The organism is Streptomyces sp. NPDC002623, from assembly GCF_053592635.1.
On the sequence record NZ_JBSFWB010000005.1, the window covers coordinates 118211 to 131576 of the forward strand.

General features: G+C 70.7%; 12 protein-coding genes. 8 read left to right on the top strand and 4 right to left on the bottom strand.

The features are described from left to right. The first annotated feature begins 11 nt into the window (after positions 1-11). The 3 genes from ACWD4O_RS11060 to ACWD4O_RS11070 all read left to right on the top strand — a co-directional run bounded on the left by ACWD4O_RS11060 (position 12) and on the right by ACWD4O_RS11070 (position 2830). Positions 12-947, top strand: a complete 936-nt coding sequence (locus ACWD4O_RS11060) for a M56 family metallopeptidase (RefSeq protein ID WP_450949024.1) — start codon at positions 12-14, stop codon at positions 945-947. A gap of 193 nt (positions 948-1140) precedes the next feature. Further along, complete coding sequence (locus ACWD4O_RS11065; protein ID WP_451279490.1) at positions 1141-1812, top strand: phosphatase PAP2 family protein; 672 nt, start codon at positions 1141-1143, stop codon at positions 1810-1812. Positions 1813-2140: 328 nt separating this feature from the next. After that, on the top strand, positions 2141-2830 hold the full coding sequence (locus ACWD4O_RS11070; RefSeq protein ID WP_451279491.1) for a TetR/AcrR family transcriptional regulator: 690 nt from the start codon (positions 2141-2143) through the stop codon (positions 2828-2830). Here the strand turns inward: ACWD4O_RS11070 and ACWD4O_RS11075 are convergent. Then, positions 2818-4320 (bottom strand): LVIVD repeat-containing protein, encoded by a 1503-nt coding sequence (locus ACWD4O_RS11075; protein WP_451279492.1) that lies wholly within the window; start codon positions 4318-4320, stop codon positions 2818-2820. The genes ACWD4O_RS11070 and ACWD4O_RS11075 overlap by 13 nt on opposite strands. Positions 4321-4528: 208 nt before the next feature. Between ACWD4O_RS11075 and ACWD4O_RS11080 the strand changes: the two genes are divergently transcribed. Beyond that, a complete protein-coding gene (locus ACWD4O_RS11080) occupies positions 4529-5182 on the top strand; it encodes a DUF305 domain-containing protein (protein ID WP_451279493.1) in 654 nt (217 codons plus the stop codon). 33 nt (positions 5183-5215) lie between these two features. Here the strand turns inward: ACWD4O_RS11080 and ACWD4O_RS11085 are convergent, their stop codons facing one another. After that, the gene (locus ACWD4O_RS11085; RefSeq protein WP_451279494.1) at positions 5216-5749 is read right to left on the bottom strand and encodes a DUF6214 family protein; all 534 of its coding nucleotides are present in this window, start codon (positions 5747-5749) and stop codon (positions 5216-5218) included. A gap of 200 nt (positions 5750-5949) precedes the next feature. On the opposite strand from ACWD4O_RS11085, the gene ACWD4O_RS11090 reads away from it, so the two are divergent. Next, positions 5950-7296 carry an FAD-dependent oxidoreductase gene (locus ACWD4O_RS11090; RefSeq protein WP_451279495.1) on the top strand — a complete coding sequence of 449 codons (1347 nt, stop codon included), beginning with the start codon at positions 5950-5952 and terminating at the stop codon, positions 7294-7296. A gap of 106 nt (positions 7297-7402) precedes the next feature. After that, a complete protein-coding gene (locus ACWD4O_RS11095) occupies positions 7403-8821 on the top strand; it encodes a nucleobase:cation symporter-2 family protein (RefSeq protein WP_451279496.1) in 1419 nt (472 codons plus the stop codon). A 58-nt stretch (positions 8822-8879) separates the two neighbouring features. Here the strand turns inward: ACWD4O_RS11095 and ACWD4O_RS11100 are convergent, their stop codons facing one another. Next, entirely contained in the window at positions 8880-10184 is a 1305-nt protein-coding gene (locus ACWD4O_RS11100) for an extracellular catalytic domain type 1 short-chain-length polyhydroxyalkanoate depolymerase (RefSeq protein ID WP_451279497.1), read from the bottom strand. 445 nt (positions 10185-10629) lie between these two features. On the opposite strand from ACWD4O_RS11100, the gene ACWD4O_RS11105 reads away from it, so the two are divergent. Together ACWD4O_RS11105 and ACWD4O_RS11110 are read left to right on the top strand one after the other, a co-directional pair. Then, positions 10630-11607: a pectate lyase family protein gene (locus ACWD4O_RS11105; protein WP_451279498.1), complete on the top strand. Its 978-nt coding sequence runs from the start codon at positions 10630-10632 to the stop codon at positions 11605-11607. A gap of 31 nt (positions 11608-11638) precedes the next feature. Next, on the top strand, positions 11639-12442 hold the full coding sequence (locus tag ACWD4O_RS11110; RefSeq protein ID WP_351920471.1) for a pectate lyase: 804 nt from the start codon (positions 11639-11641) through the stop codon (positions 12440-12442). 99 nt (positions 12443-12541) lie between these two features. On the opposite strand, the gene ACWD4O_RS11115 is transcribed toward ACWD4O_RS11110, so the two are convergent. Beyond that, positions 12542-13294 (bottom strand): PaaX family transcriptional regulator C-terminal domain-containing protein, encoded by a 753-nt coding sequence (locus ACWD4O_RS11115; protein ID WP_451279499.1) that lies wholly within the window; start codon positions 13292-13294, stop codon positions 12542-12544. Between the last annotated feature and the right edge of the window lie 72 nt (positions 13295-13366).

The following is a 13366-nucleotide window of genomic DNA, read 5'->3' on the forward strand; positions in this document are numbered from 1 at the left end:
GGGTGCTGACCATGATGGTCCCCGCGGTCCTGCTGCTACTCGGCGCTCTGACCGCCGTGATCGCCCCCCGGCTGATCGCCCGGGCCGACTGGCCGGACCGTGAACCGGTGGTGGCCCTGTGGGCGTGGCAGTGCGTGGTGGCCGCGGTCCTGCTGTGCTGCGCGCTGTCGATGACGCTGAGCGCGGCGGCGGCCTGGCAGGCGGTGCGCGGGCACGTCTTCGCTCCGGCCCCGCAGGCGGTCGTCGAGGCGTACGCGCTGGGCGCGACCGGCCCTTGGGCGGCGGCGACCGCGGTGCTGCTCGCCTGCGGCGGGCTGTGGAGCGGGGCGATGCTGGTGCGGGAGGTCCTGCGGAGCCGGGCCGGACACCGGTCGCGGCGCGCCGAACTCCGGTTGCGCGCGCCGCTGTTGCCGGGCGAGGAGTCCGCGTCCGGTCGGCTGTTCGTGTTGGAGGGCGAGCGGGCCGACGCCTGGTGGCTGGCGGGGGCGGAGCCTCGACTGGTGGTCACCACGGCCGCGTTGCAGCGCCTGAAGGGGCGTCAGCTGGACGCCGTGCTCGCGCACGAGCAGGGGCACGCACAGGCGCGGCACGACTGGCTGCTGCACTGCTCGACCGCGCTGGCCACGGGGTTCCCGCAGGTGCCGGTGTTCGCCGCGTTCCGTGACGAGATGCACCGGCTGGTCGAACTCTCCGCCGACGACATGGCCTCCCGCCGCTTCGGCCGGCTGACGACCGCACTGGCTCTGGTCGAACTCAACGAGGACCGGGGCGTGTTCGGCCCCTCCCCCGCCCCGCAGGCCCATGTCCCGCAGCGCGTGGACCGGTTGCTGACCCCGCCCGACCGCCTCACCGCGGCCCGCAGACTCCGGCTGACGGCCGCGGCCTCGCTGGTACCGGTGATCCCGGTGCTGGTGACACTGGTACCCGCGCTTCGGGCACTGGGCTGAGCGTCCCCCGCACGGGGACCAGCACACGGCCGCACTGGACCAGCACACGGCCGGCCCGACGCGCAGCGATCACCGCCGAGAGACGTATCGAACCCGGGACAGGCCGTCCCCCTGGCCGGAGCAGACCGTTCCGGGGCGCTGGCCGGGCCACTCGGATTCGCCTCTCGCCCCATGGGTCGGCGAGGATCACTACATGCACACCCTGCACGTGGACTCCCCGCCCCGCCCGACGGCCCTGCGCACGGCCGTCCGTACCGCCCTGGTCCTGGGACTGTGCTCCGCCGTGCTGCTCCTCCTGGTCGCGGCCGCCTGGCAGCCCCTGATCTCCGTCGACGACGGCATCTCCCGCACCACCCATCGATGGGCGGTCGCCGACCCCGACGTCACCCAGGTCTGCCGCATCCTCACGGACTGGGTCTGGGACCCCGTGACCATGAGGCTGCTGGTCGGGGTGGTGGCCGTGTGGCTGGTGTGGCGACACGCGGCCTGGTGGACGGCCGGTTGGCTGATCATCACCTCGGCGGTGGGCACGCTGATCCAGCAGGGCCTGAAGGCCTGGGTCGGCCGCGCCCGTCCGGACTGGCCCGACCCCGTCGACTCCGCGCACTACGCGGCGTATCCCTCCGGGCACGCCCTGACCGCCACCGTGGTCTTCGGCCTCCTGTTGTGGCTGCTGCACCGGCACGGCGTCGACCGCGCCGTATGGCGAGCGGCCCTGGCGGTGGCCGTGGTCTCCGTCGCGGGCGTGGGCCTGACCCGAATCTGGCTCGGCGTCCACTGGCCCTCCGACGTCCTGGGCGGCTGGCTGCTGGGCGCACTCCTGGTGACACTGGCGATCGCGGCACGACTGCGGTGGCGACCATGACCGGGCCTTCGTCTGCGTGTTCTGCGACGGGGATCTGCCGCTCCTCTGGAACGTGACCCCGCGCGATCCGGGACCCGCTTCCGTGTCGAGTCCGCCGAGTTCTGGCTGCGCCCGGTGCTGGGTCTGACGGGCTGATCCGGCGTGGCCTCGCCTCGTCGGATCAGCCGTCGACAGTAGCCTCAGGCCACCACTGTGGCGAAGCGCGCCCACTCTGGACGATCCCCCGCGTCGCCCAGAGCAGGCGGCAGCCCGGTCACGTTCCGTCCGGAACAGACCGGGACACCCTGAGTATAGTTGGCTGATAGCCAGTCAACGCAGGAGTTACAGGATGTCCCCGCGCAGCGCCTCGGTCAATGAAGAATTGCGTCGGCGTTCCCGGGAGCGGCTCCTGCAGGCAGCGGTGGAGGTGGTGAGCGAGCGCGGGTACGAGGCGACGACGCTCGGCGACATCGCGGACCGGGCCGGCTCGGCACGCGGTCTGGTCTCGTACTACTTCCCCGGCAAGCGCCAGCTGGTGCAGTCGGCCGTGCACCGGCTGATGCACCGCACGCTGGAGGAGGCGCTGGAGCGCGAGCCGCACACCGAGGACGGCCGGGAGCGGATGGCGCGGGCCATCGACGCGATCATGGGGCTGGCCCGGGACCACACGGTGCTGATGCGCCAGCACATGGCGGGGCTGCTGCAGGCCGAGGGCTTCGTGCAGTGTCCGGAGCAACAGCGGCTGGCCGAGCTGCTGCGGGACACGGCCGTCCGACACGGGTCGCAGGACGTCGACCACGACTACCCGATGCTGCGCTCCCAGCTGATGGGCGCCGTCTACGCGATGGTGCTGCCGAACGTGCCGCTGCCGCTCACGACACTGCGCGCCGAGCTGTTCGCCCGCTACCGGCTCGACTGGGACCAGGGGGTCCCGCCGGACGCCGAGGCGCCCGGCGGGAGAGGTGACACCGATCTGTCGCGCTTCTTCGCGACGGACCCGCCGACCAGAAGTCAGTCGGCCGGGAGTCAGTCGAAGTAGTCCGGCTGGGTCTGGACGTTGAGCTCGCTCAGGTGGACCCGCTTCGCCGGGTCCGTGCGCCGGTCGCTGAGCTTCAGCACGTCGAAGCCCTTGGCGATGTCGTTGGAGTAGATGTAGCCGTTGTAGTAGTACGCCGACCACGAGCCGCCGCCCACCAGGGTGCTGGTGGAGATCGGACCGCGCTCGAAGTAGGCGATCTCCTTGGGCTTCGACGAGTCGGTGAAGTCCCAGACGGAGACGCCGCCCTGGTACCACGCCTGGACCATGATGTCCTTGCCCTTGACCGGGATCAGCGAGCCGTTGTGCGCGACGCAGTTCTCGGTGTCGGCCTGGTAGCGGGGGATCTTGTAGTAGCTGCGGAAGACCAGCTTGCGCTTGTCGCCCTTGCCGACGATGTCGTAGATGCCGTCGGCGCCGCGGTTCGGGCCGATCGCCGCGTTGCAGGTGGCCGCTCCGCCGCCGCCCAGCTCGTCGGTGAAGACGACCTTGTTCGCCTTCAGGTTGAAGGTCGCCGAGTGCCAGAACGCGAAGTTCACGTTGTCCTGGACCTGGTCGATGACCTTCGGGTGCTCCGGGTCCTTGATGGAGAACAGGATGCCGTCGCCCATGCAGGCGCCGGCCGCCAGGTCCTTCTCCGGCAGCACCGTGATGTCGTGGCAGCCGGTGGTCTTGGACACGCCGGGGTTCGTCGGACTGCCCGGGTTGCCGCCGCCGTCCGCGCCCTCACCGGGGAACAGGACGGGGAAGCCCACGACCGCCGCCTTCTCGGGGGCGTTGCGCGGCACCTTGATGACCGAGATGCCGTCGTGCGGGGGCTGGCAGTCGGGGTAGGCGGCGTTGGGCGAGTACGACGAGACGTAGACGTAGACGTTCTTGCGCTCGGGCACCAGGGTGTGGGTGTGCGAGCCGCAGGCGGTCTCCACGGCGGCGACGTACTTCGGGTTCTTCTTGTCGCTGATGTCGAAGACCTTCATGCCCTCCCAGGAGGACTTCTCGGTCACCGGCTGCGTGGTGCTGTTGCAACTGCTGTCGCTGCGCGAGGAGTCGGTCGACAGGAAGAGCAGGTCGCCCGAGACCGAGATGTCGTTCTGCGCGCCGGGGCAGAGCACCTGGGACACGGTCTTCGGCGACTTCGGGTTGCTGATGTCGAAGATGCGGAAGCCGTCGTAGTTGCCCGAGAAGGCGTACTTGCCCTGGAAGGCCAGGTCCGAGTTGGTGCCGGGCAGCACGTCCTTGGGGATGTTCGTCAGGTGCTGGATGTTGGCGGAGTGGACGATCTCGTCCTGCCCGGGTATCTCACCCGCGGCGATCGCCGCGGATGCCTCGGCCCGGGCGCCTTGGGAGAGCTCTTGCTCCACGGCCGGCCCGTCCCCCGGGTCAGGGGTGGCGGCCGCCGGTACCGCGCTCAGCAGCGCGGCCAGGAGTCCGGCACACGCGGCGACGACTCCCAGCCGTCTGCGGTGCGTTCGGGGATCGTTCAACAGGGTCACTGCATCCTCCCTTGTTGCCGTTCCCGCGGGAACGGTTCACGGTGCCCAGAAGTATCGTCTTCATCATGCACATATCAAAGGTCGGCAACGCACTCGTAATGAATCTTTCTGTTCGGTAGCACGTTCAGCGGTGCAAGATCCAGACAGTGCACGGATCCAGCCGAGGGCGACAGGCTCGTCCTCAACTCGCCCGTCCCAGGAGGTTGTTGTGCTCGTCCGCCACGCGCCCCTCGTCTCGGCCGCACTGCTGCTCGCACTCGCGCTCGCGGGCTGCGACTCCGGGCCGGACACCAAGTCGGGTGCGGCCGAGGGCCCTTCGGCGAGCGGGCCTTCGGTGATCGCACCGGGCAAGCCGGGCGAGGCGAACCGGACCCTGTCCGCACAGGACGCGGCCGAACAGCGCGCCGACGACAACACGCCCAACTCGGCCGACGTGTCGTACGCGCAGATGATGATCGAGCACCACACCCAGGCCCTGGAGATGACCGAACTCGTCCCGGACCGCGCCGAGTCGGGCGACGTCGAGCGGCTCGCCCTGCGCATCTCCGCGGCGCAGGGACCGGAGATCGAGGCCATGAAGGGCTGGCTCACGGCACACGGCAAGAAGACGACGAGCGACGAGCATGTGCACACGCCGATGCCCGGGATGGCGACCGAGGCGCAGCTGACCGAGTTGCGCGCGGCGCGCGGCAAGGCGTTCGACGCGCTCTTCCTCACCCTGATGATCACCCATCACGAGGGCGCCCTCACCATGGCCACGGACGTCAAGGCGCAGGGCAACAACGTGCAGGTGGAGGAGATGGCGGACGATGTGATCGCCCAGCAGACGAGTGAGATCACCCGGATGCGCGGGATGCTGTAGCGGCCGCCGCGTCCGCTGCCGACGTCGGTCCGGTCAGCGGCGTGCGTGACGTGGTGTCAGATACCCGGCGTCCCGCGCCTGCGCGATCAGCCGCAGCGATCGGCGCCGACTGCGCCCCGTCGCGCACATGACGGCGAGAACGGGGTCGACGCCGTCCTCCTGGGCCGCGCGGTACTCCTGCGCGACCAGCCACCGTCCCTCGATGCCGCGCGGCCAGGACGGTCGGGCCCGCCGGGAGCCGAGCGAGTCTTCGGCATGCCCCGTGACCTCCGTGACCTCCGCATCCGCCGCGTCCACAGCCGCCGTATCCACCGCGCTCTGCGGCTCCACCTCCGGGCCGGTCCGGTCGCACCGCTCGAACAGCGGGCCCTCGATCCAGTCGGCGAGGACCGTCAGGTCGACGAGGGACAGGGCCGGCCGGGCCCGGACGTCCTCGATGGAGACCCGGCCCTCGGACACGACGGCCAGCAGTTCGACGCACGCCCCGTCGGCGAAGGCCAGCCGGACATGGAACCAGGAAGTGGCGCCTCCACCTTCCCGGACCTCCCACGCGGGCCACACGGACACCGTGCCGTCCCCGGCGGAACGATCAGAAAGATTAAGAAACGATGCTTCTAGCATACACGCAACGTAACCGCATGATCACTTTCCATACGAACGGACACGCACGCGTCGCGACCGCACAGCACCCTGTCAGCGGAGCGGCAGCGGTGCGATGCTGGAGTCACCAGCGATCCCCTCCGTCCCGCCGGGGAAGGAGTTCCGCCGTGCTGCGTGTCGCCGTCGTCGGCTCGGGGCCGAGCGGGGTCTACACCGCCCAGAGCCTGGTCCAGCAGGACCCCGAGGTGCTGGTCGACGTCCTGGACCGGCTGCCGTGCCCCTACGGGCTCGTGCGGTACGGCGTCGCCCCGGACCACGAGAAGATCAAGTCGCTGCAGCAGAACCTGCGCGCGGTGCTGGAGCACGAGCGGGTCCGTTTCCTCGGCGGGATCCGGGTCGGCGCGGACGGGGTGCCAGTGGCGCGGCTGCGCGAGCTGTACCACGCGGTCGTGTACTGCGTGGGCGCCGCGACCGACCGGCACCTCGGCATCCCCGGCGAGGAGCTGCCCGGCAGCTGGTCGGCGACCGAGTTCGTGTCCTGGTACAGCGCGCATCCGGACGCCGCCGCGGACGGCTTTCTGCCCGTCGCCCGTTCGGCCGTGGTGGTGGGCGTGGGAAACGTCGCGGTGGACGTCACCCGAATGCTGGCCCGGGGCCCGGCCGAGCTCAGTCCCACCGACATGCCGCAGGGGGCGCTGACCGCGCTCGCGGCGAGCTCGGTGACCGAGATCCACATGGTCGGACGGCGCGGCCCGTCCCAGGCCCGGTTCACCACCAAGGAGCTGCGCGAGCTGGGCGGCCTGCCGGACACCGAGGTGATCGTGGACGAGGCGGAGCTGGCGCTCGACCCGGCGTACGGCGACCCCGCCGGGCTGCCGGCGGCGCAGCGTCGCAACGTGGAGGTGCTGCGCGGCTGGGCGGCGACGCCGTCCCGCGGCGCCCGGCGGCGGATCCGGCTCCGGTTCTTCCTGCGGCCGGTCGAACTGCTCGCCGACGGCGACCGGGTGGGCGCCGTGCGCTTCGAGCGGACGGCGCCGGACGGGCACGGCGGGGTGACGGGCACCGGACGGCACGAGGACCTCGAGGCCCAGTTGGTGCTGCGCTCGGTGGGCTATCGCGGACTGCCGCTGGAGGGGCTGCCGTTCGCCCCGGAGCGGGGCACCGTGCCGCATCTCGCCGGGCGGGTGCTGCGCGGGGGCGCGGTCGCGCCGGGCGAGTACGTGGCGGGCTGGATCAAACGGGGCCCGACCGGTGTCATCGGCACCAACCGGCCGTGCGCCAAGGAGACGGCGACGTCCCTGCTGGAGGACGCCCCCGTCCTGCTGCGGCGCGAACTGCCGGACGATCCGCTGGAGTTGCTGCGGGCCGCCGGGGCCGAACCCGTCGTCGAGTGGGCGGGGTGGCTGGCGATCGAGCAGGCCGAGGCGGAGCTGGGGGCCTCGCTCGGGCGGGGTGTGGTGAAGCTGCCGGACTGGGCGTCACTGCTGGCCGCGGCGTCGCGGGCGACCGGGTGAGCCTGACACACCTCGGCAACAGCATCGAAATCAACAAACTGTTCAAGCGCCTTACGGTCTCGTGCTGTCCGCATGTTTCCCGTCACCCCACCGCTCTGGAGTGCCCATGGCCACGACCGCACCCGTCCATCCCGTCGACGAGGTGCCGCCCGTACGGCAGTTGGCGGCTTTCGGCCTGCAGCACGTGCTCGCGATGTACGCGGGCGCGGTGGCGGTGCCCCTGATCGTGGGCAGTGCGATGAAGCTGTCGCCCGCCGATCTGGCGTATCTGATCACCGCCGACCTGCTGGTGTGCGGCATCGCCACGCTCATCCAGTGCGTGGGCTTCTGGCGCTTCGGCGTGCGGCTGCCGATCATGCAGGGCTGTACGTTCGCGGCGGTGTCGCCGATGGTGCTCATCGGGACGACCGGCGGCGGACTGCCCGCGATCTACGGGTCGGTGATCGTGGCGGGGCTCGCGATCGCCCTGCTGGCACCGGTGTTCGGCAGGCTGCTGCGCTTCTTCCCGCCGCTGGTCACGGGCACCGTGATCCTGATCATCGGTGTCTCGCTGCTGCCGGTCGCGGGCAACTGGGCGGCGGGCGGGGTCGGTTCGGCGGACTTCGGGGCGCCGAGGAACATCGGGCTGGCCGCGTTCGTGCTGGCGGTGGTGCTGGGCGTGCAGCGCTTCGCGCCGGCCTTCCTGAGCCGGATCGCGGTGCTGATCGGCATCGCGGTGGGGCTCGCGGTCGCGGTGCCGTTCGGGTTCACGGACTTCGACGGGGTCGGGGACGCCGACTGGGTCGGGATCAGCACGCCGTTCCACTTCGGCGCGCCCGTGTTCGAGGCCTCGGCGATCATCTCGATGCTGGTCGTGGCCCTGGTGACGATGACCGAGACGACCGGTGACCTCATCGCCGTCGGAGAGATGACGGACCGCAAGGTCGACTCGCGCAGCCTCTCCGACGGCCTGCGCGCCGACGGCCTGTCGACCGTCCTCGGCGGTGTCTTCAACACCTTCCCGTACACGGCGTACGCGCAGAACGTGGGCCTGGTGGGCATGACCCGGGTGCGCAGCCGCTGGGTCGTCGCCTCCGCGGGCGCGATGCTCGTCCTGCTGGGTCTGCTGCCCAAGCTGGGCGCCGTGGTGGCGGCGATTCCGGCACCGGTGCTGGGCGGCGCCGGTCTGGTGATGTTCGGCACGGTGGCCGCGAGCGGGCTGCGCACACTGGCCGAGGTCGACTTCAAGGGCAACCACAACCTGACGGTGGTGGCCGTGTCGGTCGCGATGGGCGTGCTGCCGGTCGGCGTCCCGACGCTCTACGCGAAGTTCCCCGACTGGTTCCAGACCGTGATGACCAGCGGCATCAGCGCGGGCTGCGTGACGGCGATCGCCCTCAACCTGCTCTTCAACCACCTGCCGGGCAAGGGCAGTTCGCCCGCGTCAGCCGGTGCGGACAGCTCTGCCGGTTCGGATACTCCTGCCGGTTCGGATACTCCTGCCGGTTCGGACGGGTCCCGGGCGACCGGTCTGCCGACCGTCTAGGCCTGCCGGCTGCGCGGGGGCGGCTCCTTCGCACACCGCCCCCGCGCACCCGTCGGGCTCAACTCGACGTGCAGACGGTCCCGTTGAGCGTGAAGGCCCCGGGCGCCGCACTGTTGCCCGTGTGGTCGGCCTGGTATCCGATGGTGACGCTCGCGTTGGGGGCGATGGCCCCGTTCCAGGTCGCGTTGGTCGCCGTCACCGCTCCGGAGACCGGGGCGTACGTGGCGCCCCAGCCGTTGGTGATGGTCTGGCCGGCGGGCAGGGTGAAGCCGAGCTGCCAGCCGTTGACCGCGGTGGCGCCGGTGTTGGTGAGGGTCACGGAGGCGGTCAGACCGGTGTTCCAGGCGTTGGTCGTCGCGGTCACCCGGCAGCCGCCGGGCTGGGGCTGCGGGGCGGGCCCCGAGCTGTCCAGGCCGAAGAACGTGAGGACGCGGGCCGCCAAGCCGGTCATGTCCACGTTGTGGCCGACGCCCTGCAGGCTGACGGCCTCGACGGGGGCCTGGTCACCGGTGCCGCCGTAGCGGGTCCGGGTCCAGTTCGAGGCGGGCGAGTCGGTGGCGGAGGGGGTCTGGCTCACGCCCTGCACATTGGTCCACTGCTTGATCTCCTCCCCGAAGTTGGGGTAGCGCAGCACGTCGTCCTCGGTGCCGTGCCACAGCTGCATACGCGGCCGGGGCCCGGTGTAGCCGGGGTAGGCCGCGCGGACGAGGTCGCCCCACTCCTGCGGGGTGTGGAGCACGGTGCCGCCGGAGCAGGCGCTGTTCCACTCGGAGCCGTCGGTCGTGGCGAAGCAGCCGAACGGGACGCCGGCGAACGCGGCGCCGGCGGCGAACACGTCGGGGTAGTCGCCGAGCAGGACGTTGGTCATCATCGCGCCGGAGGAGATACCGGTGGCGTAGACGCGTCCGGTGTCGGCGGAGTAGTTGGCGCTCACCCAGTCGACCATCGACCTGATGCCGACCGGGTCGCTGCCGCCCCCGCGCTTCAGCGCCTGCGGCGAGGAGACGTCGAAGCACTTGCTGCTGCGGGTGACGGACGGGTAGACCACGATGTATCCGTACCGGTCGGCCAGCGTGTCGTACTCGGTGCCGTTGTACATGTCGGGGCCCGAGCCGGTGCACCAGTGCACGGCGACCAGGACCGCCGGGTGCGCGGTCACATTGGACGGCACGTACACGTACATGCGCAGGTTGCTGGGGTTGGCCCCGAAGCCGGTGACCTCGGTGAGGGTGGCGGCGGGCACGGCCGCGGCGGCCTCCGTCCGCGCGGCGGCGGGTGCGGGTGCGGTGAGCAGGGCTGCGGCGAGGAGAAGAAGCAGGGCGCCCCATAACGAACGCTGCGTTCGCCCAGGTGAGTGGATCACGTGATTACCCCATTCTGGTAGCGGCTCGGGGTGCGTCGAAGCGTGCGGAGCGGGGACGTGCGGCGTGCGGAGCGGGGACGTCCGCGGCTCGGCAGGCGGCGTTCGGCTGGGTCCGGTTCGACAGGCCCAGCCGCCGAGGGGGAAGCATCCGCATCGCATGGTGGCATGCGCACGCTCACCATGGAAGCGCTCCCACGCCAACTCCCCGGAAGCCCTTGCCGATCGACCGAGGCTGGCCGGACGGCCGAATGCGTTCTGCGCGAAGCGTTGACTAGAAAGCGCTTGCCCCCTACGTTCCGTTCAGCAGTGTGACCGAGCCGCTCGCCCGATCCCCATAAAGGGCCGCACTGCCCGTGCATGAAGTTCAACATGGCGAACATCATTCACATATCTGAAACACCTGAATCACGTGACTCACTCCCCTCCCCCGAAGGGACGCACCCGCATGCGTACTGGCCCCCCACGCCCCCACGCACAAAGATCCGCTCTGGTGGCGGCGGCCGCCGCTCTCGCCACGGCGGCGGCCCTCGCTCTCCCCCAGGCGGCGGGCGCCGCCGACAGCGCGCCGATCGGCTTCGGCGCCGGCACCACCGGTGGCGGCAGCGCGACCGCGGTCACCGTCTCGACGCTGGACGCCTTCCGGACGGCGGTGACCGGCAGCACGGCGAAGGTCGTGAAGGTCAACGGCCTGATCTCGCTGAGCGGTCAGGTCGACATCGGGTCCAACACCACGGTCCTGGGCGTCGGTTCGGCGTCCGGGTTCACGGGTGGGGGCCTGCGCCTGAAGAAGGTGACGAACGTCGTCATCCGCAATCTGAACATCAGCAAACCGCTCAAGCCCGCCGACGGCATCGAGGTCCAGGCCGCCACCAAGGTGTGGATCGACCACAACTCCTTCTCGGCCGACCGCGATCACGACAAGGACTACTACGACGGCCTGCTGGACATCAACCACGCCTCCGACTACGTGACGGTGTCGTGGAACACCTTCAAGGACCACTTCAAGGGCTCACTCGTCGGCCACAGCGACAACAACTCAAGTGAGGACACAGGCCACTTGAGGGTGACGTACCACCACAACCTCTTCAGCAACGTCTACTCGCGCATCCCCAGCCTGCGCTTCGGCACCGGCCACTTCTACGACAACTACGTCGTCGGGGCCGAGACGGCCGTCCACTCGCGCATGGGCGCGCAGATGCTCGTCGAGAACAACGTCTTCCGCTCGACGCCGGTCGCCGTCACCACGAGCCGCGACAGCGACGTGGACGGCTACGCCAACCTGACCGGCAACGACCTCGGCGGCGCGACGACCGAGGTGTCGCAGGTCGGAACCTTCACCAAGCCGCCGTACAGCTACACCGCCGAGCCCGCCTCGTCCGTCGTCGCCTCGGTGACGTCCGGCGCGGGCGCCGGAAAGCTCTGACCACCCCCAACGAGGAAGAAGGAACCGGGACATGACTTCTTCGGCACGTCCGCGCACCTTCCTGCGCGCGCTGACCGGCATACTGGCCGCCCTCGGCCTGTCGTTTGGCATGATCACGACAATGGGTGCCTCGCCCGCGAACGCCGCCACCTGGCCCACCGCGACCGGCAACCAGGCCGTCTCCTCCACCATCTCCGTGTCCGGCACCAAGGACTACGGGTACATCCGTCTCTACGGCACCGGCGACCTGGGCAGCGGCAGCCAGGACGAGGACCAGGGGCCGATCCTGGAACTGGCCGACGGCGCCGTCCTGAAGAACGTCATCATCGGCGCCCCGGCCGCGGACGGCGTCCACTGCAAGGGCAGCTGCACACTGCAGAACGTGTGGTGGGAGGACGTCGGCGAGGACGCCGCCACCTTCCAGGGCACCTCCTCGTCGAGCGTCTACACGGTCTACGGCGGGGGCGCGAAGGCCGCCAGCGACAAGGTGTTCCAGTTCAACGGCGCGGGCAAGCTGGTCGTCTCCAAGTTCGCCGTGCAGAACTTCGGCACCTTCGTCAGGTCCTGCGGCAACTGCAAGACGCAGTACAAGCGGACGATCATCCTGAACACCATCGAGGTCACCTACCCGGGCGGCCGGATCGCCGGTATCAACACCAACTACGGCGACTCCGTGGCGTTGCGCGTCATCACCGTGGTCGGCGACAGCAGCAAGAAGATCATCCCCTGCCAGAAGTACATCGGGAACAACACGGGCGCGGAGCCGACCACCAACGGCACCAGCGCCGACGGCACGTACTGCAACTACACGGCGGCCGACATCACCTACAAGTAGCCTCCCGCACACCGTCGTCCCCCCGCCGGTCAAGGCGGCCGTTCGAAGCGCCCCCGCACGGCGCTTCGCACGGCCGCCGCGCCTTTGTGCCCGTCGTGGCTATCGACCCGGCCCCAACGCCGTTTCGGTGAGCTCCCGTTGGTGGTGGTCGTACGTGCCGCGCAGCGCCGGGCCCGGCCAGTCGGCGGGGAGGAGCGAGGCCGGCAGCACCGGGTCGGCGCGCAGATGCCGGACGACCGCCGCGAGGACGGTCATGCGGTCGGCGGGCCGTTCCGTCCGATCGACATGGGCGAGCAGACCCCGGGCCGTCTCCACCCACGCGTCGAGCGGCCACAGGCTCGCGGCCAGCTCCCGGGCGGGCGCCGCGGGGCGGGCGGTGAACCGCTGGAGGACGTCGCCCAGGTCCGGGGGCCAGGGCCGCCCCAGGTTGGCGGGCCGCAGCCAGACGCCCTCGCGGAGCTCGGCGAGCCGGAGGGCGCTCAACCGGGTGCGCAGTTCCGCGCGTTCGGCGGGGCCGCGGCCCGTCGCGGTGATCACGGCCGTCTCCCAGTCGCCGTCCCACGCGCGTGTGTCCGGGTGCAGGGAGTCGTCCTGTCGCCGCTGACGCTCCAGCAGCCGCTCGCTGAGCCGGTAGCCGCCGTCCGTCCGGCGCAGGTCGCCCGCCGCCACCATCCGGCTGAGCGCGGCGCGGACCGTCGATCCCCCGACGCCGAAGAGCTCCAGCCCGCGTACCAGGTCCTTCGCCGTGAGCTCGGGCGGGTGTGTGCCCAGCAACAGGCTCAGGACCACCGACCGCGCCGACAGCGGGGGCAGGTCGACCCCGCCGGGCTCCGCCGAGACGTTCATCCGCATAAGGACGTACCCTACGTGCGCCATCCGATGTTGCACTATTGCTACAACCGCAGCACGAGTGCAACATGGGCT

What these genes read in the sequence shown, in the direction of transcription:
- ACWD4O_RS11105 (WP_451279498.1), top strand. Translation starts at nt 10,630, where the DNA reads ATGCGTACTGGCCCCCCACGCCCCCACGCACAAAGATCCGCTCTGGTG.
- ACWD4O_RS11095 (WP_451279496.1), top strand. Translation starts at nt 7,403, where the DNA reads ATGGCCACGACCGCACCCGTCCATCCCGTCGACGAGGTGCCGCCCGTA.
- ACWD4O_RS11115 (WP_451279499.1), bottom strand. Translation starts at nt 13,294, where the DNA reads ATGCGGATGAACGTCTCGGCGGAGCCCGGCGGGGTCGACCTGCCCCCG.
- ACWD4O_RS11060 (WP_450949024.1), top strand. Translation starts at nt 12, where the DNA reads ATGATGGTCCCCGCGGTCCTGCTGCTACTCGGCGCTCTGACCGCCGTG.
- ACWD4O_RS11070 (WP_451279491.1), top strand. Translation starts at nt 2,141, where the DNA reads ATGTCCCCGCGCAGCGCCTCGGTCAATGAAGAATTGCGTCGGCGTTCC.
- ACWD4O_RS11065 (WP_451279490.1), top strand. Translation starts at nt 1,141, where the DNA reads ATGCACACCCTGCACGTGGACTCCCCGCCCCGCCCGACGGCCCTGCGC.
- ACWD4O_RS11110 (WP_351920471.1), top strand. Translation starts at nt 11,639, where the DNA reads ATGACTTCTTCGGCACGTCCGCGCACCTTCCTGCGCGCGCTGACCGGC.